Source organism: Methanosarcina sp., from assembly GCF_028693135.1.
Taxonomy (GTDB): domain Archaea; phylum Halobacteriota; class Methanosarcinia; order Methanosarcinales; family Methanosarcinaceae; genus Methanosarcina.
This window is the reverse complement of record NZ_JAQUVZ010000002.1, coordinates 40,531-65,514: the sequence shown is the minus strand read 5'-3', so window position 1 is coordinate 65,514 and position 24,984 is coordinate 40,531. Positions and strand designations below refer to the sequence as shown.

Annotated in this window: 20 protein-coding genes; 11 read left to right on the top strand and 9 right to left on the bottom strand. The window is 41.3% G+C overall.

All coding sequences use genetic code 11. The features are described 5' to 3' along the window. The first annotated feature begins 29 nt into the window (after nucleotides 1-29). Both PHF18_RS01400 and PHF18_RS01395 read left to right on the top strand, forming a co-directional pair. On the top strand, nucleotides 30-509 hold the full coding sequence (locus PHF18_RS01400; RefSeq protein WP_300097413.1) for a CidA/LrgA family protein: 480 nt from the start codon (nucleotides 30-32) through the stop codon (nucleotides 507-509). 1 nt (nucleotide 510) lies between these two features. Continuing rightward, nucleotides 511-1,227: an LrgB family protein gene (locus PHF18_RS01395; protein ID WP_367279122.1), complete on the top strand. Its 717-nt coding sequence runs from the start codon at nucleotides 511-513 to the stop codon at nucleotides 1,225-1,227. Nucleotides 1,228-1,584: 357 nt separating this feature from the next. On the opposite strand, the gene dgt is transcribed toward PHF18_RS01395, so the two are convergent. Continuing rightward, nucleotides 1,585-2,973, bottom strand: a complete 1,389-nt coding sequence (dgt, locus tag PHF18_RS01390; protein ID WP_300097410.1) for a dGTP triphosphohydrolase — start codon at nucleotides 2,971-2,973, stop codon at nucleotides 1,585-1,587. Nucleotides 2,974-3,347: 374 nt separating this feature from the next. Between dgt and PHF18_RS01385 the strand changes: the two genes are divergently transcribed. Further along, complete coding sequence (locus tag PHF18_RS01385) at nucleotides 3,348-4,766, top strand: transposase (RefSeq protein ID WP_300097409.1); 1,419 nt, start codon at nucleotides 3,348-3,350, stop codon at nucleotides 4,764-4,766. A gap of 503 nt (nucleotides 4,767-5,269) precedes the next feature. Here the strand turns inward: PHF18_RS01385 and PHF18_RS01380 are convergent. Further along, nucleotides 5,270-5,674 (bottom strand): FxsA family protein, encoded by a 405-nt coding sequence (locus PHF18_RS01380; RefSeq protein WP_300097654.1) that lies wholly within the window; start codon nucleotides 5,672-5,674, stop codon nucleotides 5,270-5,272. A gap of 1,021 nt (nucleotides 5,675-6,695) precedes the next feature. Here PHF18_RS01380 and PHF18_RS01375 point away from each other — a divergent pair. Then, on the top strand, nucleotides 6,696-7,700 hold the full coding sequence (locus PHF18_RS01375) for a cation diffusion facilitator family transporter (RefSeq protein WP_300097408.1): 1,005 nt from the start codon (nucleotides 6,696-6,698) through the stop codon (nucleotides 7,698-7,700). A 96-nt stretch (nucleotides 7,701-7,796) separates the two neighbouring features. On the opposite strand, the gene PHF18_RS01370 is transcribed toward PHF18_RS01375, so the two are convergent. The 6 genes from PHF18_RS01370 to PHF18_RS01345 all read right to left on the bottom strand — a co-directional run bounded on the left by PHF18_RS01370 (nucleotide 7,797) and on the right by PHF18_RS01345 (nucleotide 13,450). Beyond that, nucleotides 7,797-8,075 (bottom strand): acylphosphatase, encoded by a 279-nt coding sequence (locus PHF18_RS01370; protein WP_300097406.1) that lies wholly within the window; start codon nucleotides 8,073-8,075, stop codon nucleotides 7,797-7,799. 718 nt (nucleotides 8,076-8,793) lie between these two features. Beyond that, the gene (locus tag PHF18_RS01365; protein ID WP_300097404.1) at nucleotides 8,794-9,075 is read right to left on the bottom strand and encodes a MarR family transcriptional regulator; all 282 of its coding nucleotides are present in this window, start codon (nucleotides 9,073-9,075) and stop codon (nucleotides 8,794-8,796) included. Nucleotides 9,076-9,598: 523 nt separating this feature from the next. Next, nucleotides 9,599-10,036, bottom strand: coding sequence for a hypothetical protein (locus tag PHF18_RS01360; protein ID WP_300097403.1), 438 nt, complete (start codon nucleotides 10,034-10,036; stop codon nucleotides 9,599-9,601). A 119-nt stretch (nucleotides 10,037-10,155) separates the two neighbouring features. Next, nucleotides 10,156-10,308 carry a hypothetical protein gene (locus PHF18_RS01355; protein WP_300097402.1) on the bottom strand — a complete coding sequence of 51 codons (153 nt, stop codon included), beginning with the start codon at nucleotides 10,306-10,308 and terminating at the stop codon, nucleotides 10,156-10,158. Between the two features lie 357 nt (nucleotides 10,309-10,665). Beyond that, complete coding sequence (locus PHF18_RS01350) at nucleotides 10,666-10,947, bottom strand: MarR family transcriptional regulator (RefSeq protein WP_300097400.1); 282 nt, start codon at nucleotides 10,945-10,947, stop codon at nucleotides 10,666-10,668. Nucleotides 10,948-11,452: 505 nt separating this feature from the next. Next, nucleotides 11,453-13,450 (bottom strand): amylo-alpha-1,6-glucosidase, encoded by a 1,998-nt coding sequence (locus PHF18_RS01345; protein WP_300097399.1) that lies wholly within the window; start codon nucleotides 13,448-13,450, stop codon nucleotides 11,453-11,455. Nucleotides 13,451-14,047: 597 nt separating this feature from the next. Here PHF18_RS01345 and PHF18_RS01340 point away from each other — a divergent pair. Continuing rightward, nucleotides 14,048-14,575: an LURP-one-related family protein gene (locus tag PHF18_RS01340; RefSeq protein WP_300097397.1), complete on the top strand. Its 528-nt coding sequence runs from the start codon at nucleotides 14,048-14,050 to the stop codon at nucleotides 14,573-14,575. Nucleotides 14,576-14,744: 169 nt separating this feature from the next. Here the strand turns inward: PHF18_RS01340 and pepD are convergent, their stop codons facing one another. Continuing rightward, entirely contained in the window at nucleotides 14,745-16,265 is a 1,521-nt protein-coding gene (gene pepD, locus PHF18_RS01335) for a beta-Ala-His dipeptidase (RefSeq protein WP_300097396.1), read from the bottom strand. A gap of 345 nt (nucleotides 16,266-16,610) precedes the next feature. Between pepD and PHF18_RS01330 the strand changes: the two genes are divergently transcribed. The 6 genes from PHF18_RS01330 (at nucleotide 16,611) to PHF18_RS01305 (ending at nucleotide 24,603) form a co-directional block, all read left to right on the top strand. Then, nucleotides 16,611-18,146, top strand: coding sequence for a class I SAM-dependent DNA methyltransferase (locus PHF18_RS01330; protein WP_300097394.1), 1,536 nt, complete (start codon nucleotides 16,611-16,613; stop codon nucleotides 18,144-18,146). Next, complete coding sequence (locus PHF18_RS01325) at nucleotides 18,136-19,341, top strand: restriction endonuclease subunit S (protein ID WP_300097393.1); 1,206 nt, start codon at nucleotides 18,136-18,138, stop codon at nucleotides 19,339-19,341. The genes PHF18_RS01330 and PHF18_RS01325 overlap by 11 nt, the downstream gene beginning before the upstream one ends. A 22-nt stretch (nucleotides 19,342-19,363) precedes the next feature. Beyond that, nucleotides 19,364-19,936 carry a DUF6155 family protein gene (locus PHF18_RS01320; RefSeq protein WP_300097391.1) on the top strand — a complete coding sequence of 191 codons (573 nt, stop codon included), beginning with the start codon at nucleotides 19,364-19,366 and terminating at the stop codon, nucleotides 19,934-19,936. A gap of 20 nt (nucleotides 19,937-19,956) precedes the next feature. Further along, a complete protein-coding gene (locus PHF18_RS01315) occupies nucleotides 19,957-20,532 on the top strand; it encodes a hypothetical protein (protein WP_300097390.1) in 576 nt (191 codons plus the stop codon). Next, entirely contained in the window at nucleotides 20,529-21,152 is a 624-nt protein-coding gene (locus tag PHF18_RS01310) for a hypothetical protein (protein ID WP_300097388.1), read from the top strand. The genes PHF18_RS01315 and PHF18_RS01310 overlap by 4 nt, the downstream gene beginning before the upstream one ends. Before the next feature lie 202 nt (nucleotides 21,153-21,354). Further along, a complete protein-coding gene (locus PHF18_RS01305; protein WP_300097386.1) occupies nucleotides 21,355-24,603 on the top strand; it encodes a type I restriction endonuclease subunit R in 3,249 nt (1,082 codons plus the stop codon). Nucleotides 24,604-24,984: the final 381 nt, after the last annotated feature.

Sequence of the window (24,984 nt, the reverse complement as noted above, 5' to 3'; positions counted from 1 at the left end):
GTTCCACTCAACAGGAGGCAAAAGAAGTCTTGATAAAACAATTTTCGATTATTCTTAGCATATATTTTCTGGGGGAATTACTTCAAAAGGCATTCGAGTTGCCTGTTCCGGGCAATATCCTGGGTATGTTAATCCTTTTTTTCGGCCTGTATACCGGTGTAATCAAGCTCGAAATGATAGACCGGATCAGCGATTTTCTGCTTGATAACCTGGCTTTTTTCTTCCTTCCCGCAGGGGTCAGCCTTATAACCTGCTTTTCCGTGCTTGAAGGTAAATTGACTGCAGTCATCGGGGTTTCCATTATCTCAACAGTGATAATTCTGGGTGTAACCGGTCTGACAGTAGAGTTTGTTAAAAAGTTCCTCCAGAGAAAGTCGATGAAGATGGCTTTTTCCGGAGAGGGAGAAGGTACAGTAGGGAAAAAGCCTTCAAAAGCACATACATGCGAAAGATTGCAGGTGCAAGAAAAAATACAGGCACGTGAAATAAAAACGGAAGAGGTGATCTGAAGTGCAGGCTGGTTTTTTGAATCAGTTTCTCAATACGCCTCTTTTTGGGATTCTTCTCTCTTTAATCGCTTTTCAGATAGGTACCCTGCTCTATAAGAAGATCCGCTCTTCTATCTTCAATCCCCTTCTTGTGGGTTTTGTGCTTGTGATTTTTTTCCTCCTTTATTTCAGGATAGATTTTGAGACTTATAACGTGGGTGGAGACTACATTTCCTTCTTCCTCGGACCTGCAACCGTTGTCCTTGCCGTGCCCCTTTACAAAAAAATCCAGCTCCTTAAAAGCGATGCCCTTCCTATAATTACAGGAATAAGTGCAGGCTGCATTGCGGGTATGTCAAGCATTCTTATCTTCTCCAGCTTTTTAGGGCTTGATGAAACCATAACCAATTCTCTTGTCCCGAAATCCGTAACCACCCCCATAGGAATAGAGATTTCAAAACAGATAGGCGGCCTGCCTGCAATAACAGTGGCTGCAATCGTAGTAACAGGAATCATAGGGGCTGTGCTCGGACCGTTTATCTGCCGCTGCTTCCGCATAAAAGACAGGGTTGCAGTCGGCATTGCAATCGGCACAGCTTCCCATGCTCTCGGGACTACAAGGGCAATAGAACTCGGGGAAACCGAAGGCGCAATGAGTGGGCTTGCAATCGGGATTGCCGGTCTGATTACAGTTTTTCTTGCGCCGGCGCTACTTTATGTGTTCGGGCTTCTATCCTAAGAATCTTAATTTCCAAAAAAGAATGATAATAAAAAAAAATGAAAATAAAAAATGTGAAAAAGAGTGTTTTTCAGATAACACTAAATTCTTTTGCTGAGAGTCTATCCGAAAAGTGGTTACCTTCTGTAACTTTTACAATATGCAATATGCAAAACCAGAACGGATACTCTGATATTATAGACCTATTGTGACTTTTCAACATGCATTACTGACTTTTCGGATAGGCTCTAAATCAAAAGTTTCTGGAAAAAAGTTTTGTGCAGATACAAGAATTCATGTAAGAAATACAGCCTAATAATTTACTTTTGCACCAAGTCCAGATCAAATTCGAGCTGAATATACGGATCTATTAATGATTTAAATTGAATTTCCTCCATATAACTTCTGGAATTCCTGAAGCGCATAAAAATCAGTCATTGAAGCTACATAGTCGCTCATCAGGCGCAGGAAGGCTCTGTCTTTGATTATGGACGGTTTGTGTTTCTCAAAGTAATCCTTGTTTAAATACCTGATATTCGCGGGAGCCGAATCAACTGTAATAATTTTTTGCTTTAAGATCTGGACAGAACATACTTTAGTATATGATTCAAGGACATGATCCGGAAGCTGCTTGGGGTTTGTTAGGTAGGCTTTCATTATCTGCCTGAGCACAAATCTGGACTTGCCGTTCATCCTGTCAATCATGTAGTTGTTGATGACAAAGTTCTCTTCAATTTCCTTCAGCTCTTGATATAATTCATTATATTTCAAGACACTTTTTTCGGTTGCTATGTCTTCATTCAGGTACTCAGCTTTTAGTCCACGCTTATTCAGGTCAGCCATGTTTTTGTTTATTTTAACCACTGCTTCGGAAATTACCGTGCTAATTATGCAGCTTATAACATATTTTATCTGGTTAGTAGCAATCATTTCCTTGACTTCATCTTTTACCAGACAGTTTATGTCGAATTTACTTGTTAGACTTCCAAGCTGGGAGCAGATTATATCTTTGCTGTCGTAGTTTCCTTCGATAGCGTCCTCGATGTCATGGCAGACCTGGGCAATTTCATCGGCAAGAGCAACAATTTGCCCTTCAAGTGAACACGAAAAATTCTGTTCTATGTGAAAAGCTTGATAATCATTGATGCCTTCGTAGACTATGAGCTGGTCGTTTGACTCGAGCTTTGTGTGCTTCAAAATTCCTTCAAGGACTGCATCGGTTAAATTGAGACCTTCAAATTCTTTATACCCCTCTTCGAGTACATTTAAGACCCTAACACTCTGAAAATTGTGCTTGAAACTGAGCCCATTTTCTTTGATATCAAATCCATACATTTTCAGGAGCTTGGTTCTAATTCCTTCATCTTTCCCAGTCAGAAAATCGTTCAGAACTTTTTCTCCTGTGTGTCCGAAAGGTGTATGCCCTAAATCATGTCCAAGAGCTATGGCTTCCACAAGATCTTCGTTTGCATGAACTTGGCGGGCAATGCTTCTTGCAATCTGGGAGACCTCTAGGGTATGAGTGAGTCTTGTTCTAATATGCTCTTTCATTTCTCCCATAAAACAGACCTGTGTTTTATGAATAAGCCGCCTGAAGGCTTTGGAGTAGATAATTCGGTCTTTATCTCTTTGAAATGGAGTTCTAGCGATTACTATTGAGTTTTTTTCACACTCTTCTTTCTCGTCGTGATGAGTTCTGTGAACAGGAAGACCCTTATCAAGTGTTGCAAGTGGATCAAGTCTCTTCTCATAAATTCTGTCATCCAAAATATTAACCCCATAAAAATTTGTACAATCACAATAAACCTTCATAGTAAATTAATTTTTTGGAGAGTTTCAATTTTTATGAACAGGATATCCATATATTTTTAAAAAGGCATATAAAATAGACATTTATGTAAAATTAAAAAAAATTCCAAATTTTAAACCTTAACTCCGCCGCAAATAGGGGATAACTTTTCCAAATGATCCGTCTCTCGCTCATCTTTTTACCTTTTCTATTTTAATATAATATTCCTAATCTATTTTTCATTTTCTTTTGATTCAATGCAATCTTTTAACTTTCAGTTCTTTTGATGTCGAAAATTTGTAATAGCGTCAAATCAAAAACTTTATATTAAACTTATACCCTATAGGGTATAATGGAAGGGTGGGTAAATAGTTGGTTAACTAAGCAACGTGAGCTTGGAGAAAAAGGGCTTGAAGTCAAGAAATTCAGTAATGGATACTATGTATATCGATCCACCACTTATTGGGATAAAGAGCTAAAGAAGCGAAGGAAAAAATCAGTTTACATTGGGAAACTTGACATAAACAAAGGCCTAATTGAAAGTAAGAAAACCGTGATCTCAAACAAAAGAGTTCGCTCTATATGGGAATATGGAAATTCCGCATTACTTAACTTCGCCATGCAAGACCTGGTTCCCCTTCTTCAGACAGCTTTTGGTGAAATGTGGGAAGAAGTGTATGCTCTTGCATTAACACGTATTACTGGCTATGTTCCCTTGAAAAGAGCGAATCTTTCCTGGGAAAAACTCTACCCGATATCAGGGATTACTCCGTCAATGAGTCCCATGTCATTATCCAAAGTGCTAAAAAAGGTTGGTATTAATCGTAAAGGACAGAACCTTGTCTTCAAAGGATTGTCCAGTGAAGACAAACACCTTGTTTATGACCTGAGTGCTATCTTTACCCGTTCAGAAGCTATAAATTTCGCTGAAAAGGGATACAATAAGGAACATTTTCACATCCCACAAGTAAACTTTGCACTTTTCTGTACAGCTAATGATAATTTGCCAACAATGGTGAGAATTCTTCCTGGATCTGTGAGAGACATTAAGTCACTTGCACTTTCAATTCAGGAAATTGGAGTTGAAAACAAGACCTTGATACTTGATAGAGGTTTTTATTCACAGGGATCAATTAAAACCTTGAATGAGCACAAATTAAATTTTATTATCCCAACAAAAAGAAACAGTACTCTATACAATGAACAAATTAGCCTCTCTGACCATTTCTTCTACCACGAAAGGCTCATAAAATGTGGAAAGGAAAAGCATGGGGGGAATATCCTGTATCTTTTTGAGGACAGTGAAATGAAAAAAGAAGAGGAATACACCCTATATAAACGGTACGATGAAAATAAAATAAACAGTGGTATGTTCAACAAAAGCCTGGAAAAAGCTGGAAAAATCTTGCTTGTATCAAATGTAGATTTGACACCTGAAGATGTTTTTCTTATGTACAAAAAAAGAGATACGGTGGAAAAACACTATGACACTTACAAGAATATGTTGGAAGCAGACAAGCTTTATTTACAGGACAACGAGTCACTTTTTGGTCACCTTTTCATCTCATTTTTATCTCTTTATGGTTACGTAAAAATTCAAAACTGTATAAAAAAAGCTGATTTAACAGGTAAGTATTCACCAAGAGACCTCATCGAACAATTCCGCAAAGTTTACATAATGGATTTAGATGGCCAAATGATTTTAACGGAAGTGCCTAAAAAGATTGAGGAAATGGAGAAAAAGCTAAATCTTAAGTTATTCCCTAAATGAGCAGAGTTAAGGTTTAAATTTCTATTTCAAAACCAAACGTGTGCTAACACATTACTTCAAACAACTGTGTATGTTTGTACCAGCGTTCTCGATATAATGTACTTCATTTGTATTCGGTTAAGATACGAAACGCCCAAAAAGTGATCTTTTTTACGCGGAGATCTAAAATTGTGTCGGAAAATCGTGGCTCTTCGTTGTTTTGTATTAATTTCTTCATGAAAAAACAACGCGTTCTTGAATTTAAAATCATCTTATCCATAGATAATGACGAAGAGCCAGAGCGTTAATTGAAAATATTTAATGATGTTCTAAATTCAGCGTTCTGAACTCTTGTTTCTTCTTTCTTTCGTCTTCTTTTTTCTTTGTAAGACCGCTCTCCTGCGTCGAGCGTTACAAGAACGACATGATAAGGCGAATGACATTGTATGGATTGAGATAAATCGTAATTTAGTCTTCTTGAGCGCAGCGAAAAGGACCTCGTGCTCCCGAAGCGAAACTCGGGGTTACCTGAAATCCGTATACATCTGCATCTGGAAGTTGCCCTGTTCTATCTTTTTCTTTATGATGCCTTTTGCTAGCCCCACATAGATTTCTCGAATCTGGGGAATTAGCATGGAAAAGCCTATGGCATCGGTCAGAAAGCCGGGAGTCAGGAGAGCAAAACCTCCGATCAATACAAAGAGCCCGTGCAGGAGTTCATTTCCCGGCACATACCCCTGTCCTGTTGCCTCCTGGATCTGGCGGAGCACCCGAAAGCCCTGGCTTTTTGTCAGGTAAGCCCCAAGGCTTGCAGTAATCAAAATAATAAGTATGGTGTTAGTAGCTCCGATTATACCCCCTATCTTGATAAGGAGATAAATCTCAACAATAGGGATAATCAGAAAAAGGGAAAAGAGTTTCAGAAACATGGTGGTCAATTTTCTAGATTATTGGATATTTATTAAGCGTTTATTATTTTTTTTCAGTATTGAACAATTCTTTTTAGATCTTTAAGCAATAAGGAGAGTATAGTTCTCATATATTGTTTTTTTGGAGCTTCATCCAGTTGGGCTTCCCGGAACTAGGCTTACAATAAAAAATCTTTTGCAGGATACTACTTAAAGATAAATTCGGGTTCAGAGGGCTCTTCGCTGTTTTATGTGGGTCGAAAATAATTGCTTAGTTATAATGTAATCAGATCACAAAGAAAAACATCAAGCTTGAATATTATTTTTAACAGCAAATATTTCTAAATCTTATATGCGTTACTTAAGTATTTGGGAAATGAATGTAAGTTACCAACTTGATACAGTGAATAAACAAATTTGGGCAACAATTGGTTGTCCCCTGCTACATAGTTGATATTTTGGTATTGGATCCCACGGCGCAGCTATCGCTTTCGTTTTTATCTTCAGTACACAGGTGGGCTCAAGAGGAGCGCGGCGCGTGAAAAGAAAGAACGCGAGATACCAACAAAGGGCATTTTGGAATAATAACAAGCAATTAACCAGGGAGAAGCCAACAATTCAAAGCATTTTAATATAAAACCATGAAATATATAACTAATTACATAAGTGAGTGTGTAACAAAAATAGCTAATTTCCTACTTTAGGGTATAACACGTAATCTCTATAAAAGGACACTCTATAATGGTTTCCGTCTTATTAAAAAGGTAGAAACCGTATTAGTACCAAGATGTTGTCTAATTCAAGATGTTGTCTAATTCAAGATGTAGTGAGTCTAAAATTGAAATAAACATGGTTTAAACTTAGTTAATTTTTTGTTAGACCTATATAATATCCATAATATAATATCCATAGTATCCACAGCTACATCCTGATTTTTATGAGATATTATAAACTCCGGTCAAAAGTCGATGAAAGTGTTTCTCCTCGGCTACACTGAGACCCCGTTGCTGGTTGGGCAGGAAGAATAGGAAGTGACTAAAAAATGGAATATGAAGAAAGGTTTGATAAGGCTATCCAGGTTACAGGTGTCGGGCTCTTTGTGAACCTTGGATTGACTGTTTTTAAGTTATTTGCAGGCATTGTGGGGAACAGTGCGGCAATGGTCGCAGACGCTGTCCATTCCCTTTCGGATTTTCTGACTGACATTGTGGTGATCTTTGGCTTTCAGATTGCAAAAAAGCCGATGGATGAAAGCCACAACTACGGACACGGGAAAATTGAAACCCTCAGTGCAAGCCTTGTCGGGCTCATGCTTTTTGTGGTTGCCGGGCAGATTTTGCTTTATGGGCTCCGGAAGACTCTGCTGTTCGCAGAAGGAGGAACCCTTGCGCAGCCTTCTCTTATTGCTCTTTATGCAGCTTTGCTTTCCGTTATCTCAAAAGAGTTCATGTACCACTATACAATCCGGCAAGCCCGGAAAATCAACAGTATGGCTCTAACTGCGAATGCCTGGCACCACCGTTCTGATGCTTTTTCCTCGCTCGGTACAATGACCGGGCTCGGAGCTGCAATCTTCCTGGGAGGTAAATGGGTTGTGCTCGACCCTCTGATGGCGGTTTTTCTGAGTATTATCATCTTTAAAGTTGCCCTGAAGATATTCCACAGCAGCATAAACGAACTTATAGAAGCTTCTCTTGATAACGAAACAGAAGGTGAGATCAGGCAGATTATCCGGAAAACCGAAGGAGTAAAATCCCTCACAAACCTCAAGACCCGGAGAATAGGAAATAATATTGCCGTGGATGTCCGCATTAAAGTTGATAATGCTCTGGACATCGGAGAGGCAAACCGAATTTCCATCCACGTGGAACATAACCTGAAAAAAGCCTTCGGACCTTATACCTATGTCCTTGTAAAAGCCGAGCCCTATGTACGTGAACCCGAAGGAAACCCCGAGGACGGGGAAATCCTGGAGCATCCCGTAAATTCAGAAAAACATGAAATCTGCCTTAGAAAACATTCTAACTTAACTGAAAAAAAGATTTGAGTGAACAGGGCAAAAATAACAGGTTATGAAGATTCAAAAAGGTCTCATAGGTCACTTGATTCAAAAAAGATAGCTTCAAAAAAGATCGTTTTTATCTCAAGAAAGATCGTACACATTTCCCAGGGCTTCTTTAAAGGTGGCATCAACGTCTTCTACGTGAGCAAAAGTCGGCCCTTTCCGAAGTTCGGTTATCAGGAGTTCGAGAGCTTCCCGCCTGCCTTCAGCGAGAACCAAAACACTACCATTCCTGAGGTTTATAGGGTTGCAGTCCACCCCAAAGCGCTCGGCAGCATTTCTTGCAAACCTTCGAAAACCCACGCCCTGTACCCGTCCTGATACAATTATTTCCGCCCGCACAGTTTCTCCAGAGGTCACAATTGGCTATTTTGGAGAACAATGATATATATTTATGGTTAGTTCTGCTGGCAAAATTAGACGGTTGGCGGTTTCCGGGATCAGAGAAAAAGGCGCCAAATATAAGGAATAATAATAACTGTTCAGGTAACCTCGTTAAGGTTACACAATTTTTCCTTTTTCTTAGGAAAAATTGGATCTAAAACTCACTTTTTGCAGGGTTTTTGGGAGATTCATTATTTTTTCCGCTATCGATTTTCAATCGAACGTGAATTTCCTGGATTTCTGTGCCGAAGTTGAAACGGCCAGATGATGGTTTAAAGACCAAAAACGATAGCATTCGGTTTTCATCAAGTTTCAGTTTAATTCTTTATTATTTGATGGTATTTTAAAAACGCTATCAGAGATAATATTAATTTTTGAAAAAATGCTGTGGAAAGTGGGCTTCATGATCAGAAACTCGAGTAACCACTCAAAATAAGAGTGTCGCGTCAACAGCAAAATGACGTATAAAATCGATCCCAACTACTCAGAATAGTTAAATCTTTGATGATTGACGCGATACGAGATTCAAAGCCCAATTTTTAAATCCTGGAATCAACTCGTAACGTAAAAAAGCAATAAAAAGATATTCAGAACCTACACTATGTAAGTCCGATATCTATCTAAAGCCTGGAAAAAAGATCTGAAAGTCTGACTAATTTAGACTTTCAACTTCCCGTGACCTTATTATTCAGGCTTAATCTAATATCTGGTTGATTTTGTTGTAAAATTCTACTATTAATTTTGCTGCTTCGCTTTCCATGTTCAACTGGAAAGTTCGGATTTGCTTTCCGAGAGGTTTTTCCAGGATAACGCCTGACTCGACCAGGGGTGTGATGACCCTTGATACGCTGGAGTGAGACAACCCTGTTGCTTCGGCTATTCCTGAAAGGTAGGTTGGTTCGTTCTGGTTTTCGATCAGGTTTTTAAGGACGGTCATCTGTGCGGTTTTTCCAAATATCTTTTCCATTGAATCCATTGATATCATCCCAGAGGTGGCTATTCTCTATAAGTGATTCTAGTTCCAATAACTACTTGCGGTTATATACTTGTTGCCTTATTGGACAGATTATATATCTGTACAAAATCCTCGCAATATTTGGATGCTCTGTTCTACCAATAATGTGTGATACTTTGAGTTACTACTCATATTTCGAAGTCTAGCATTTATGTACAAATTCATGGTACAAATGTGCCAATTAGTTATGATAATATTTATTAAATGGCCAATATATGGGAATTATTTGCCCCCGTCGGCAGGGGGTCGAAAAGTGGATTATTGTTTAAGGAAAAATATTTTATTCGAATTATCGTCAGGACATCTCTGCAAATTTTTGGCATCGTGTTTTTGCCCTTCTGGAACTCGTATGCTACCTTTCCTTCCGTCATATCTAGTTTCTGTCCCTCAGGTTTACAGGATTACAGTCCGCCTCAAAGCTCTCGGCAGCATTTCTTACAAACCTTCAAAGATCCACGCCCGGTACCCTTTAGAGATGTGCTGGTCAGATATCAAAGTCAACCTTTAATACCTCACACTGTGGCATATTTTCAATTTGTACGCCCTCCAGTGTTCCTGTTATCTCCAGACTATCAAATTCATTTGAACCGCATAGTACGTCTTGATTTGGGTGCGTGCCAGGTGTGATATTGCAGCTCAAAACCGTCCTATTACCAGCTGACACTACGATTGGAAGCCTTGGTGATGCAGGATGGTTCTTTGGAAGAACTATCAATGGAGACCTGATTTCCCGGATCATGAAGAGAACGCATTTAAGCCCTTTCTCAGTTCTCTCATCCCCCGAAAGTGCAGAAGCAACAATCAGGTCCTGGGGTTCCAGCCCGAGTACAATCTCTTCGTTTTCAGTTTCCAGAAAGAATTGCCCACGCGGACCTACTTTCACAATAGCCACCGTTCCTGCCGTGCCTCGCAGGAGAAGCATTTCACTTTCCTTCAGTGAAATTTCTTTGGAAGATGACGATTTTTTCATGTTAAAAATAAGTCTCTAAAAAATTCAGTTGATTATCAGGATTCTGCTACATTTTAGGATTCTGCTATATTTTAGGATTCTACTACATTTGTGGACTGGCAGGAAGGACATTTCACATTCTTGCCAATACCTTTGAATTTATTTCCGCATTCCTTGCATACATATTGTTTAAAAGGCAATTTTCCTTCCATATCGATATCAAACGAGTCTCCAACACTACACATAATTATTACCTCATGGTTTTATCAAGGGGCTTATAATAATTATATTACCCACATATTATTACTCATACTTCTTCAATTAATACCTTTGCATATCTATCCCCGGGCAATTTCTGACCGTCGTCCTTTCATCAGGGCAAACATTTTTGCAAAAGCATTGTTGACTCAAATCACGAAGTCCAAAGAAACTAATTTTAAGTTTCGGGATCAGTCCATAACATAAAAAAGTAATAAATAGACATTCTGAACCTAAAATGCTTAAGTCCTATATCTATGGAAAGCCTGGAAAGAAAGATCCGTAGAATCAGTAAATCTGTCTGATCTCGAATTTCAACTTTCCATGCTTCTTATTATTCAGACTTAATCTATTAACTGGTTGATTTTGTTGTAAAACTCTATTATCACATTTGTTGCCTCGCTTTCCATGTTCAACTGGAAAGTTCGGATTTGCTTTCCGAGGGGTTTTTCCAGGATAACGCCTGACTCGATCAAAGGTGTGATAACCCTTGATACGCTGGAGTTAGACAATCCGGTTTCTTGAGCTATTCCTGAAAGGTAGGTTGGTTCGTTCTGGTTTTCAATCAGGTTTTTAAGGACTGTCATCTGTGCGGTTTTTCCAAATATTTTTTCCATTGAATCCATTGATATCATCCCAGAGGTGGCTATTCTCTATAAGTGATTCTAGTTCCAATAACTACCTGCGGTTATAAACGTGTTGCCTTATTGGATAGATTCGCTGATCTATAAAAATTTCTCTTTCTATTTGGATGCTCTGTTCTATTGATAATGTATCTAATTTGAGTTCCCAGGCAAGGATACACATTTTATAAATGTTTGATGTCTGAGATGATCTGCACGATATGATCTGTACGATATGATCTGCACGATATGATCCTAAAACTCTAAACTGTGCCTCTGAATTTCAAATTCCGAGAATGATAAAACTCTTTCAGCCTGTTTGATAGAATTAGAGGGTTATTCTTTTGTTTACGGTTTTCAGCAAATAATCCCACTATCCAGTTTATATTTACCCTTTTTTTTGATCAGTAGACCTTTTCATGTTTCCTTCAAAAAATCTGCAGTATTCTTCAGGACACTTTATGGACGCTGTAGTTCCTCATCAAAGGCTGTATACACAATTCCTTTTTCAAGGCTTGATTCCGAGCACATCCTCTACGTATGCCCTGAGAATTTCTGCAACGCTCCAAGCCTGGGCAATAGCACCCCCTGGAGAGTGAGGGTAGTCCCCATCAAACACTTCCGAAATTGTGCCGATACCTGCGGTTTCAAGGTGCGCGTCAAATCCCTCAAGAAGGGTCCGCATGTCTTCAAGACTGGTTTTCGAAGAATTATTGACTTTCAGGTACGCTTTGACAAAGGCTCCGAGGAGCCAGGGCCAGACCGTCCCGTTGTGGTAGGCCGTATCTCTGGTAAGGGCGTCTCCACGATACTGTCCTACATATAATGGGTGATCACTCGATAGAGTTTTGAGCCCGAAGGGAGTCAAAAGATCTTTTGCAACTCTGTCTACAATAGCCTTTTCTTTCTCAGGAGAAAGCATGGTATAGAGGAGTGAAACAGCAAAGATTTGATTGGGGCGGATTGCAGGGTCTTTAACCTGGCTTCCTGCCTCATCCTGACATATGAGGTCAAAGAGACAGTTAGTTTCCGGGTTCCAGAAAACATTCTCAAAATTATCAGCTACCCCGGCTGCAAGAGTCTCATATGGGGAAATATCTTCGCCGAGAAGAGTACCCATATAGGAGGCAGTTTTCAGGGCGTTATACCAGAGAGCATTTATCTCACAGGCTTTACCTGCTCTGGGGGTCACTGCCCATTCCCCGACTTTAGCATCCATCCAGGTTAGCTGAGGTCCCTGGCGAATAAGATAATCTGAATCCATGCCGATTCCAAAATCCGTGCCTTTGCAATAATTGTCTATAATACTGCCTACAGTATCCCAGATGTCCGAAAGGAAAAGGAAGTCTTTCGTATATGCGAAATAGCGGTCCAGAGCATGAATAAACCAGAGAGAAGCGTCCACCGTATTGTAAACCGGATCTCCTCCAAAAGCCGGGAAAGTATTGGGAATCAAGCCTCTCCGACAATACCGGGCAAAATTGTTGAGAGCAGACTTTGCCTCATCAAAACGATAAGGAATTAAAAACAGGCCCGGTAGAGAAATCATGGCATCCCTTCCCCAATCCGAGTACCAGTGATATCCTGCAATAACTGTTTTTTCACCTGTAGAGTGGTTTTTCACTACAAAAGGGTCAGTTGCCTTGAGAAGCTTGAGAGCAAAGGGCTCAGTAAGCTTCGAATCAAGAGCCAGAAGGTTCTGCCGATTTGCTTCCCTTGTATAGAGTTTATCAACCTGCTCGAGAGTTAGAGACGAAATATCGGCGGTTGAAGCAGCAATAAAAAAACGGGAAGTCCCCGGTTCGAGTTTGCTTTCAAAATAACCCGGATTAAAGATATCCTCCTGAAAGTTAAGTCCCCGGTTCTTCTCAGCTTCATACTCCAGGTTATAGTACCACTTTGGTTCGGTATGGTACTGGAGATTGGATGAAAGCGAGAACGTAAAACCATTGGAGCTTGCCAGTTCCACTCCCGCAGGACCGGCTTTCTGGAAGAAGGAAAGGTATCCGGAGCGAGCAGTGAGATTAAAGTCTCTTGAGCTTACCAGAGGATAAATTCTTATCAAAGCTCCTTCTTTTCTGGATGTACCCTCTTTCCTGGATGTAATATCATAAAGAACGAAAGTTGTGTTATTATTATGAACCATGAAGACTTTTTTCTTTACGGTAAAATCGCCTGACTGGTAAACCCAGAGAGGAAATGGGCTATGAATGAATTCGGAAAGGTAATTGAAGCCCTCAGGACAAATATTGTCCGGATATTTGTGGGTCGCAAGTCGATAGACTTCTTCCTCGATTGAGATTTCTTCATCAAGGGAAGAAAGCAGCAAAAGCCTCCCGGGAGAATTCTCCGGAGCTGCTACAAGCAACCCGTGATAAGTCCTTGTTCCTGCCCCGATGACTGTAGAAGAAGCATATCCTCCAAGCCCGTTGCCTATAATCCATTCTCTTTTTATTCCCTCGTCATATGTTGAAAGAAAATCTGTTCCAAGTCTGCCCCCACTCATGTATATTTGATTATGATTGATTTATTAAATAGCTGCACGTCTTGAAAAAACAATCCGTGTCTGCGAACTATTGACTCGCTGCCGGGAAATCCATACCTGAAATATTATATCCTCAAGCATTTTTGTTTTTTAGCATTTTCGTTTTTTTCACGCAATGTTTACGTGCTACTTTTAGAAACCCTGTCCCGGAACAAAACTTTAATAGCTGTCGGGGAAAATCATTGATGGTGTCTGATTAACTGTTGATCTATTCCAGAGCCCGGAGGAGGGAATCTTTCGTTTTTCTCTCCCTGCGCCACCAAAATGGGCCTGAGCCTGCCGTCAGCCAGATAAAAGGCGACCAACAAAATGACCCGTAACAGAGATAGACAATAAGCTGAAGAGATGTCCACGGGCTGAGAGAGTACTTTCGGAGCATATCCGGAATAATTTAAAGATACATCAGTCCAGGCCATGATGGAGAGCAGATTCGAGTGCTATTACGGTTCTCCAGGTGAGAAGGCGAACCAGTACTCCCCTTCCCTGCTCCATAAAGGACAAATTGGCGACCTTTTAAAGGGAAGGAACATGGACTTTGATAAATAGGAGTGATTTTTAATGACAGGATTTAGCAGCCTCGGAGGCCGTGAGGGAGAGAGTAAACACATCTACAGGATGCATGAAAAACTCATTTCCATAGGAGACGACTACTGGATTGAGGACGAAAAGGGAAAGAAAGCTTTCTATGTGGACGGAAAGGCGCTCCGCCTGCGTAATACCCTGATTTTCAAAGATGCGCAGGGAAACGATCTTTATAAAATTCAGGAAAGGTTACTCAAGATCAGGGACACAATGGACATCAAGCGGACGGATGGAGGTGTGGCTGCGACAGTCAAAAAAGCCCTCATTACCATTCTGCGGGACAGGTGGAAAGTTGAAGTTCCAGACGGACCTGATATGGAAATTCAGGGCAATATTTTGGACCATGAGTACAGGATTGATTCCAGAGGACAGCGAGTTGCAGAAATTTCAAAAAAATGGTTCAGTATAAGGGATACATATGGAGTGGAAATTGCGCCTGGACAGGATGATGCGCTTATACTGGCAATTGTGGCTGCGATTGACCAGATGGAACATAATGACTGATCCAATTAATCTGAGAGCCTTCCAGCAGCACGAACTAAAGTTCAAAATTTTCAAAAACTTGCACTGATGGTGTAAGCAGTAAGTAATTATGAATTCAAATAATCATTTAATACCATCCAATATTCTGTTCTACGGTGCTGCTGATGAAAGCCGTGAAATCTTTTTTCTATCAGCGATAGCTTTTCAGCAGGTTTTCGAGGAAAACCCAGACCTTTTCAATAGAGGGGATGTAAATCCTTTCTGCCGGGGAATGAGGGTCTTTAATCGTCGGGCCAAGAGAAATCATCTCCATACACGTGCATTTCGAGCCGATTACCCCACACTCGAGTCCGGCGTGTACGACCTCAATCTCAGGTTCTTTTTCGAAGGTCCGGATGTAAACCTGTTTGCATCTGGAAATCAACCCTGATTCAAGGTCAGGCTCCCAGGCAGGGTACCCTGCTTCGTGTTCAACCTCTGCTCCGGCGAGCTTTGCCACGGCTTCTACTTTTCCGGTAATTTCAGCCAGCCTGGACATGACAGAACTGCGCTGGCTTGAAATGATTTTTATCCCGGTTTCCCCGGTCCGCACGGTTGCAAGGTTGTTTGAGGTCTCCACAAGTCCGGGGATCCTGTCCGACAGCCTGTAGACTCCGTGGGGCATGGCAAGGAGCAGCCCCAGCAGCTTCTCTTCTGTCCCGGAAGAAAAGGCCCGGTTTGCAGGAGCTTCCTTTCTGGTAACCTTCCCTTCGGAATTTTCAAACACGATCCCATTTTCAACTTCCATGAAACTCAAAACAAGGTCAGGGTCTGTTTTCGCATATTCAGACCTGAAAGTTTTCCCGAATTCTGAAACAAGTCTCTCCGCCTGCTCAAATTTTGCCTTGTCCAGAGCCACAAAAGCATCCGTAAAATTCGGGATGGCATTATGGGTGCTCCCCCCGCTCAGGAAGACAAGCCTGAGGTATTTCTTTCCCACCTGCTCCTGAAGCCCGGCAAACACTCTGGCGAGCAGCTGTATCCCGTTAGCCCGCTGCCTGTGGATCTCAACTCCGGAATGTCCTCCCTCAAGCCCCTCGACCACGAGTTTGCAGAGCCCAAACCGGCAACCTTTTCCATATTCAAAGGTTTCCCACTCAAGAGGAAGCGTTATTCGGGAATTCTGTCCTCCGGCACACCCTGCGATAAATACCCCTTCATCTTCCGAGTCCAGGTTCAGCAGAATTTTGCCCTCTATAAATTCCTTTTCTAGCCCCATAACCCCTGTCAATCCGGTCTCCTCGTCCGCCGTAAAGAGCAGTTCCAGAGGGGGGTGCCCGATCTCCCCATTCTTCCCTGCCTCTGCCAGCACCAGCCCCACGGCAAGCGCGATCCCGTTGTCCGCCCCGATTGAGGTCCCATCTCCCCTCAGCCAGTCCCCGTCATACACGCACCTGATCAGGTCCCTGGAAAAGTCATGTTTCGAGTCTTTGCTCTTCTCGCAGACCATGTCCATGTGCCCCTGCATTACAATAACAGGAGAATTCTCATATCCGGGAGTAGCCGGGACTTTGATGAGGACGTTGTTTACTGAATCGGTTTTTACTTCAAAACCTTTATTTTTTGCCCATTCCTGCAGCCAGATGGCAATCTTTTCTTCGTGCCGGGAACAGCGCGGGATTTTATTGATTTCTTCAAAGGTTTTCAGAATTTGTAGGGTTTTCGGGTGCATGGGGGGATCAACTCAGGTTTTATGAAGATTAGTAGATGTAAACCGTATTAAAATCACTCATATATCATTTAATTATGTTATACGTAAAACCAAAAAAGAAGATTAATAAGTTGTGCTGCGCGGACCGCTGATTGGCATGTTCCATGAACCTCAGGAAAGTTTTCAGAACCATTGGCTAAATTTCACTTTTTTAGAACCTCTCAAGTTGAGCCCAAAGCCCGGTCTTTTCCCGGATTTCCCGAATTGAATTTTCGATACTTGCCTCTTCTTTTTCGGCGTTTTAGTAACTTATATATGTTAATTCAGTGATGAAAAGTAAAAACAAGTTCAAAAGATGATGTGAAAATGGCAGGCAACAACAACGATACTGAAAATAGGTTATGGGGCGTAGCTAACGAACTTCGGGCAAATTCCGGTTTGAAAGCCTCGGAATATTCCGTCCCTGTACTCGGATTAATTTTTCTAAGGTATGCTGAGTTCAAATTCTCTCAGGCAGAACAGGAACTAAATAGTGAGCTGGAAAACAACTCATCCAGCCGGAGAAGGAAAAACGAAGGCTCAAAAGTGGATTTTCAGGCAAAGGGAGTCCTCTACCTTCCGGAAAAAGCCAGATACACCTATTTACTTAACCTGCCGGAAAGCGAAAACACAGGAAAAGCTGTCAATGAGGCAATGGAAGCAATTGAAGCCGAAAATCCGGAACTGACCGACATCCTGCCAAAAACCTATACATTTTTTGAAAATGACCTGCTCATTGCCCTTTTAAAGGCGTTCAAACTGCCCACGGACATCCAGGGAGATGCTTTCGGCAAGATCTACGAGTATTTCCTCGGCAAATTCGCGATGGCAGAAGGCCAGAAAGGCGGGGAATTCTTTACCCCCACGTCCCTTGTCAAACTGATTGTAGAAATCATCGAGCCTTACCACGGAAAAATCCTTGACCCTGCCTGCGGGTCAGGCGGCATGTTCGTCCAGAGTGCTCATTTCGTGGAAAATCACCACCGAAAAGCCAGTTCCGAAATCTCTGTCTACGGCCAGGAAAAGGTAGCAGATACAGTCCGGCTCTGCAAAATGAACCTTGCAGTCCACGGCCTCTCAGGGGACATTAAAGAAGGCAACACCTATTACGAAAACATCCACAATTCGGTTGATGCTTTCGATTTCGTAATGGCAAATCCCCCATTCAACGTAAAAAAAGTCGATTTTGAAAAGGTCAAAGGCGACAAAAGACTCCCTCTCGGCACCCCGTCGAATGATAACGCAAACTACCTCTGGATCCAGCACTTCTGGTCAGCCTTAAACGAAAAAGGCAGAGCCGGTTTCGTGATGGCAAACTCCGCCTCGGATGCCAGAGGCTCAGAAGCCGAAATTAGAATGCAGCTTATTGAAAGTAGCGCGGTTGACGTAATGGTTTCGATCGGCTCAAACTTTTTCTACACCGTCACCCTCCCCTGCGCTCTCTGGTTCCTGGACAAAGGCAAAGCCGTCAACGTCCGAAAAGATAAGATTCTCTTCATTGACGCGCGGGAGATTTTCACGCAGGTTGACAGGGCGCACAGGGAATTTACCGCCGAGCAGATCGAGAAGATCGCAGGAATCGTCAGGAGCTACCGCGAAGAAGAAGGAAGCGAACCTTATGAGGACGTCAAGGGCTTGTGTAAGGTTGCAACTCTTGATGAGGTAAGAGAGCAGGGATATTCTCTAAATCCTGGAAGATATGTTGGGGTTGCCGAGGCAGTTGAAGAGGATTTTGATTTTCTCGAGAGACTCGAAGAGTTAAATGAGGAGCTGGAAGGGCTGAATCTTGAAGCGAAGGAGCTGGAAGAACAGATTTCAGAGAAAGTAGCAAAACTTTTGGGGGTGATTCATAGTGAAAAATAATTCTTGGCCAGAAGTCTCATTTGGGAGCTATATAGATCTTTTAACTGGATTTCCCTTTAAAAGCGCAAAGTATGTCGATGATCCAAATGAAATACGTCTGTTACGTGGAGACAATATAGTTCAAGGAACATTAAGATGGAACAATTGTAAGAGATGGAATTCTTCAGAGATAAAACAATTTTCAAAGTATTCTCTTGAATTAAATGATGTTGTTTTGGCAATGGATCGTCCTTGGATTGAAGCGGGATTAAAATGGGCTTATATAAATGAGAGTGATTTACCTTGCTTACTTGTTCAAAGAGTGTCACGTCTACGTGGGAAAAATGGGCTCCTAACAAATTTTATTAGGTATATCATATCTGATATTAACTTCACAAATTATGTGAAGTCAGTAATTACTGGAATAAATATTCCTCACATAAGCGGTCCACAAATACAAGCGTATCAGTTTCGCCTTCCACCTGTAGAGACCCAACAAAAAATCGCCTCCATCCTCTCCAGCTACGATGACCTTCTCGAAAACAACACCCGGCGAATAGAAATCCTTGAACAGATGGCAAAGCTGGTTTATGAAGAATGGTTCGTTAAGTTCAAGTTTCCGGGGCATGAAAATGTAAAAATTATAGATGATGTTCCGGAAGGATGGGAAAAGATATCACTAGGTGAAGTTTTGACTTTGCAGAGAGGTTTTGATCTCCCAGTAAAGATGCGTAAAGATGGAACATACCCAATTTACGCCTCCACCGGTATCAATGGATATCACGATGTGGCAAAAGTAAAAGGGCCAGGAGTTGTTACCGGTAGAAGTGGATCACTTGGAACTGTATTATATGTTCCAGAAGATTTCTGGCCTCTTAATACAACTCTTTGGGTCAAGGAGTTCAAGAATGTGGGACCAATTTATTCAGTTCATCTTCTGTCCAGCCTTCAACTTGAACAATACAATGGAGGCGTAGCGGTTCCAACATTGAATCGAAATGATGTTCACCGTATAGAGGTATTGCGTCCACCAGAACCTATATTGAAGCTTTTTGAGAAGTATGTTACTCCTATGTGTCAACAGATTGAGATTCTGAAGAAACAGAGAGGAAAGTTGGAGAAAACCCGCGACCTCCTCCTCCCCAAACTTATCTCAGGGGAAATAGATGTTTCTGATCTGGATATTCACATAAGAAACGAGTTTCAGGAATCGTAATTCAGCTTTTGGGAGCCATAAGATGAAAAAAGATTCAGATTTAAAATGGTCCGACCTGAAAAAGGCACTTCAGAAATCAGATAAGAAAGAGCTCTTAAACGTCATTCAGGAACTTTACAGATATTCTGAGGACAATCGGAGGTATTTACTTGCCCGGTTTATTCATACGGAAGAGGCTCCTAAAGTTCTGGAAGAGTACAGGGAGATAGTTGTAAATGAGTTTTTCCCGGAAAAAGGGTTTGGAGAACTTCGTTATTCTGTTGCGGAAGGGGCGATTAGTGAGTATTCGGAAGCTTCAGGGGATTTTGAAGGGAAAATGGAGCTGATGCTTACTTATGTGGAAAATGGGGTGAAATATACAAATGAATATGGGGACATAGATGAAGAGTTCTACGATAAAATTTATGAAATGCTCGAGCAGTTTTGCACCCTGTTAAAAACCCCTGAAGGCAAACCACTTTATCCGCGGTTCGGGGAGAGGCTCCTTAAAGTCCGCGAGGATTCGGAAGAGATCGCCTGGGGGTTCGGGGATGCGAATGATATCCTCATTACCAAGATTGAAGATTTTTTTGAGGAAGAGCAGAAGGATTCATAACAAAATTCAGGTGATTTTTCATGGAAAAAGAAGATTCCGAAAAGTGGACAGAAGTGGAGAAAATCCTGCAGAAGGCTGAGAAAAGGGAACTAATTGACCTTGTTCATGAACTGTACACACATTCGGTTGGAGACCGTATGCTCATAAATTCCAGATACCTGGGAGAGAGGGTGAAGAAGAAAATGGGTAAGATGCTGGAGAAGTACCGGAAAATCATAAAAGAAGAGTTCCTTCCTGAAAAGGGGCTGGAAGAAATCCGTTACTCTGCAGCGGAAAGAGCTATCAGTGATTATTCAAATGCTTCGGGAGACTTTGTGGGGACACTGGACCTGATGCTTACATATGTTGAAGGAGGGGTCCAATTTGCCAAAATTTTTGGAGTTATAGACGATGAGTTCTATGACAGTATCGAAGGGATGCTGGATAGGCTTTGTGAACAATTAAAAACTGAGGAAGGACATAAATATTATCCTCTTTTCAGGGAACGGCTGCTTAAGGTTGGCACGGACCTGGAATACATCGGATGGGGTTTTGAGGAAGCAATTTGCGTTCTCTTAGCAGATATTGAAGAGTTTTTTGAAGGACACAAGCAATGAAGACGGATTCTGGTGAAATCATGGCAGATGAAGCAACTTTAAAATGGTCTGAATTGAAGAAATTGTTTCAAGAAGCAGATCAGAAGGAACTCATTAACTTGCTCCACGATCTGTACAAACATTCGGCTGACAACCGTCGGTATGTCACTGCCAGGTATGCGAATGTAGAAGAAGGCAGCAATATTCTGGAAGCTTACCGAAAAAAAGTCATAAATGTTTACTATCATCCACGCGGAGCAGCTAGTCAGCCTCGTTATTCGGTGGCAAAAAAAGCTGTCAATGATTATTCTGAGGCTTCCGGAGATATTAAGGGGACGATGGACCTGGCCCTTACCCTTGTAGAAAACGTGATGAAGTATCTCCACGAGTTCTCAGGCATTGACGAAGCATCTCTTATTGGTGGATCTGATATGATGAAAAAGTTTTGTGAGCTGATAAGGACTGAAGACGGGCAAAAACTTTACCCTTACTTCAGAGAAAGGCTTCTGAAAATATATCAGGATTCGGAAGATAGTCCTTATGGGCTTGGAGACAATTTACGGGATTATATATCTAATCTGGTTGATGATATATCTAATCCGGATGATAACTTTTTTGAAGAAGAATCACAGGACAACTGAGATCTTTCTTCCCCTTTTGTCCTGCTTCTGGTTTGACATTTTATGCTTCATTCTTCATTTTTCATCCATCATCCTTCATTTTTCATGCTCAGGCTTATACTTTTTTTAGATTTGAAACCTCAAATCAATATAATTTAAATAAGAGAGTAATCTAAAGGATGATAACAGACTTGAATATATTTTTTAATATATACTCTCCAGCGTGGAACTTGCCCGAAACGGAGCTGGAAAAAAAGATGATAGGATGCAAAAAGTTACTCTAGCAGACCAGATCACAATTCCAGAAGAATATTCTGAAACAGATTCCGATTACAGTGAAGACTCTCTCGTAGAAAAGTCCGCAATTCTGGAATTCGAAAAACTGGGATACCTTCATCAGAACTGTTTCCACGAAAAATTCGGGCTTGACGGGAAAGGGACCCTGGGCAGGAAAACAAAATCAGAAGTGCTGCTTCTCCGGAAGCTCAGTGAGGCAATCAAAAAGCTTAATCCTGACATTTGCGGTGAAGCTGAAGAGCGGGCAATCGAGGAACTGGCAAAGGACAGGAGCAGGTTGAGCCCTGTAAAAGCAAATCAGGAAGTTTATTCGTTAATCAAAAACGGGGTCAAGGTCAAAGTCCGGAATGAAAAAGGGGAAATTGAAGACCAGACAGTTAAAATTATTGATTTCGACAACCCCAAAAATAATGACTTCTTTTTAGCATCCCAGTTCTGGATTACAGGAGAGATGCATACCCGGAGGACTGACCTTTTAGGTTTTGTAAACGGAATTCCTCTGATTTTCATCGAAGTAAAAGCTACTGGCAGAAGGGTCAAAGAGGCATATGACGATAACCTGACTGACTATAAAGACACAATTCCTCAGCTTTTCTGGTACAATGCTTTCATAATCCTTTCCAATGGTAGGGAATCAAAAATCGGCACCATTACAAGTGGGTTTGAACACTTTGGGGAATGGAAACGGGTCAGCGACGAAAAAGAACCTGGCGACTCCCTGTTGGACACAATGATTACAGGCAGCTGCGAAAAAAGCCGCTTCCTTGATATTCTCGAAAATTTCACTCTTTTTTCAAGCAGCGAAGGGCACCCTGTAAAGATCATTTCCAAAAATCATCAGTATCTTGGGGTCAACAATGCCATAGAATCCTTCAAGAAACGCAAAGAAAACGAAGGGAAAATAGGAGTCTTCTGGCACACTCAGGGTTCGGGAAAAAGCTATTCCATGATCTTTTTTGCACAAAAAATCCTGCGGAAATTCCCGGGCAACTATACCTTTGTTGTCGTGACTGATAGGGAAGAACTTGACGAGCAGATCTACCAGAACTTCCAGAACGCAGGCGTAATAAGCGAAGTAGGCGTGCAGGCCAGAAGTGGGGGACATCTCAAGCAGCTGCTTACTGAAGACCACAGGCTGGTTTTCACTCTGATCCACAAATTCGGGACAAAAAAAGGCGTAAAACATCCTTTGCTTTCGGACAGGGATGACATCATAATAATTGCGGACGAAGCCCACAGGACCCAGTATGATACCCTCGCCCAGAACATGAAGGATGCTCTCCCGAATGCGGGTTTCATCGGCTTTACCGGCACGCCGTTAATAGTGGGAGAAGAAAAGACAAGGGACACATTCGGGGACTATGTGAGCATCTACAACTTCATGCACTCCATAGAAGACGGGGCAACTGTTCCTCTCTATTATGAAAATCGTGTGCTTGAAGTCCAGTTGAAAAACGAGAATTTCAATGATGATATTTACGGAGAAATTGAAAAAGCCGGCCTTGATGATGAAGAAGAGTCCAAACTTGCCACAGAGTTTGCAAACGAATACAATGTCATCGTAAGGGAAGACCGCCTGGAAAAGATTGCAAAAGACATTGTGGAACATTATGTTACCCGGGGCTATGCCGGAAAAGCTCTTGTCGTATCCATCGATAAGCTCACAACGGTAAAGATGTACGATAAAGTCCAAAAATACTGGAACATGTATATCAATGAACTCAAGGAGCGGAAAAAAGCTACAACCGAAGGTGAGGAAGCTAAAGTTCTGGAAAAACTGATTTCCGAATTTGAAGGCGTAGACATGGCTGTTGTTGTCAGCCAGGGGCAGAATGAGGTAAAGAAGTTTGAAGAAAATAAGCTGGATATCAGGCCGCACAGAAAAAGAATGATTGAGGAAGACCTCGAAGAAATTTTCAAGGACTCAAAGAGCAGCCTTAAAATTGTTTTCGTATGCAGCAAATGGAGAGAAGGCTTCGATGTCCCTGCACTTTCAACGATTTACCTTGACAGGCCCATGAGAGGCCACAGCCTCATGCAAACAATTGCCAGGGCTAACAGGGTCTTTGGAGAAAAGACCGGAGGTTTCATTGTTGATTACGTCGGCATATTCGAAAATCTTGAACATGCCCTGAAAATATACGCCTCCCCCAAATCAGGCGGAATTGAGGCCCCGATAAAACCCAAAGAGGAACTTCTGGAAACTCTTGAACAGAAGATAAAAGAAATAAATAAATTCCTGTCCGGGCTCTCTGTAGCTTCCAAAAAGATCCTTAAAACAAAAACGGGTTTTGAAAAGATAAGGCTCTTAAAAGATGCCACTGATGCAATTCTTAAAAATGAATCAACAAAGAAGAAATTTTTAACCGAAGCTGGAGCTGCCTTAAAAATTTATAAATCCATACTTCCCCATAAACGAACTTCGGAGTTTCTTTCACAAATAACTCTTTATGAAGAGCTGGTAAAAGAAATTCGTTCTCTTGATCCTGAAGTTGATATCTCAAAAATAAGGGACAGTATCCAGAGAGTCCTTGATAAATCGATCGAATCTAAAGAATACATTATCGAGGAGTCAAAAAAAGGCAGAATATTTGCCCTTAAAGATATCGACTTCGATACTCTGGCAGACAGGTTCGACCAGCAGCATAAGAACACCGAGTTTGAGTGGTTGAAAAACCTGATCTCTTACAAATTAAAAGAAATGGTTCGACTAAATAGCAGTCGTCTTGACTACCAGAAGAAATTCGAAACGCTTATAGAGGCGTATAATTCAGGTTCTGCAAATGTAGATTATCACTATAAAGAATTGATCGAATTTGCAAAAGAGTTAAAACAAGAGGATGAAAGGGCAATCATAGAAAGTTTGAGTGAGGAAGAACTCTCCCTTTTCGATAAACTTAAAAAACCTGATCTGAACGAAAAAGAGAAGAGCCAGGTAAGGAAAGTTGCAAAAGAACTGCTTGCCACGTTAAAAGCTGAAAAGCTGGTTCTGGATTGGCGAAAAAAGCAGCAGGCAATCGCCGCAGTCAAAAAAGAAATCGAAGATGAACTGGATAGAGGGTTGCCCGACTCATACGGGGTAATAGCTTATGAAGAGAAATGCAATACCGTTTTCCAGCACATCTATGATTCTTATGCTGGTGATAACCACAGCGTCTATGAAGCCGTAGCCTGAAAGAAAGGCTTGAGACGGGTCCATATTGATAAGTCATTTGCCCCTGTTTTTAAATTGTTGAATAGGAAAATATAGTTATTTTCCGGGATTTTGCTCCTTACGATGCCATTTCTAAAATAGCACAATCTTCTTAATTGCCGCGAGCGATCTTCCAAATCTATACATATATTATTTTACAAAGTTTTATTTTCATAAATATTCATAACCATGGATTTTTTCAACAGATCTTCATATTCTAAAAATCGGTTTTCCAAGAAAAACAGTCTCTTGATTATGATAACCTGTCTATGTAATATTTCGAAATATTTTATATTAAGACTAACGGAAGGCTGAATATTTCGTATACATAGACAAAAAATTAAATATGAATAGGGCGTTTTT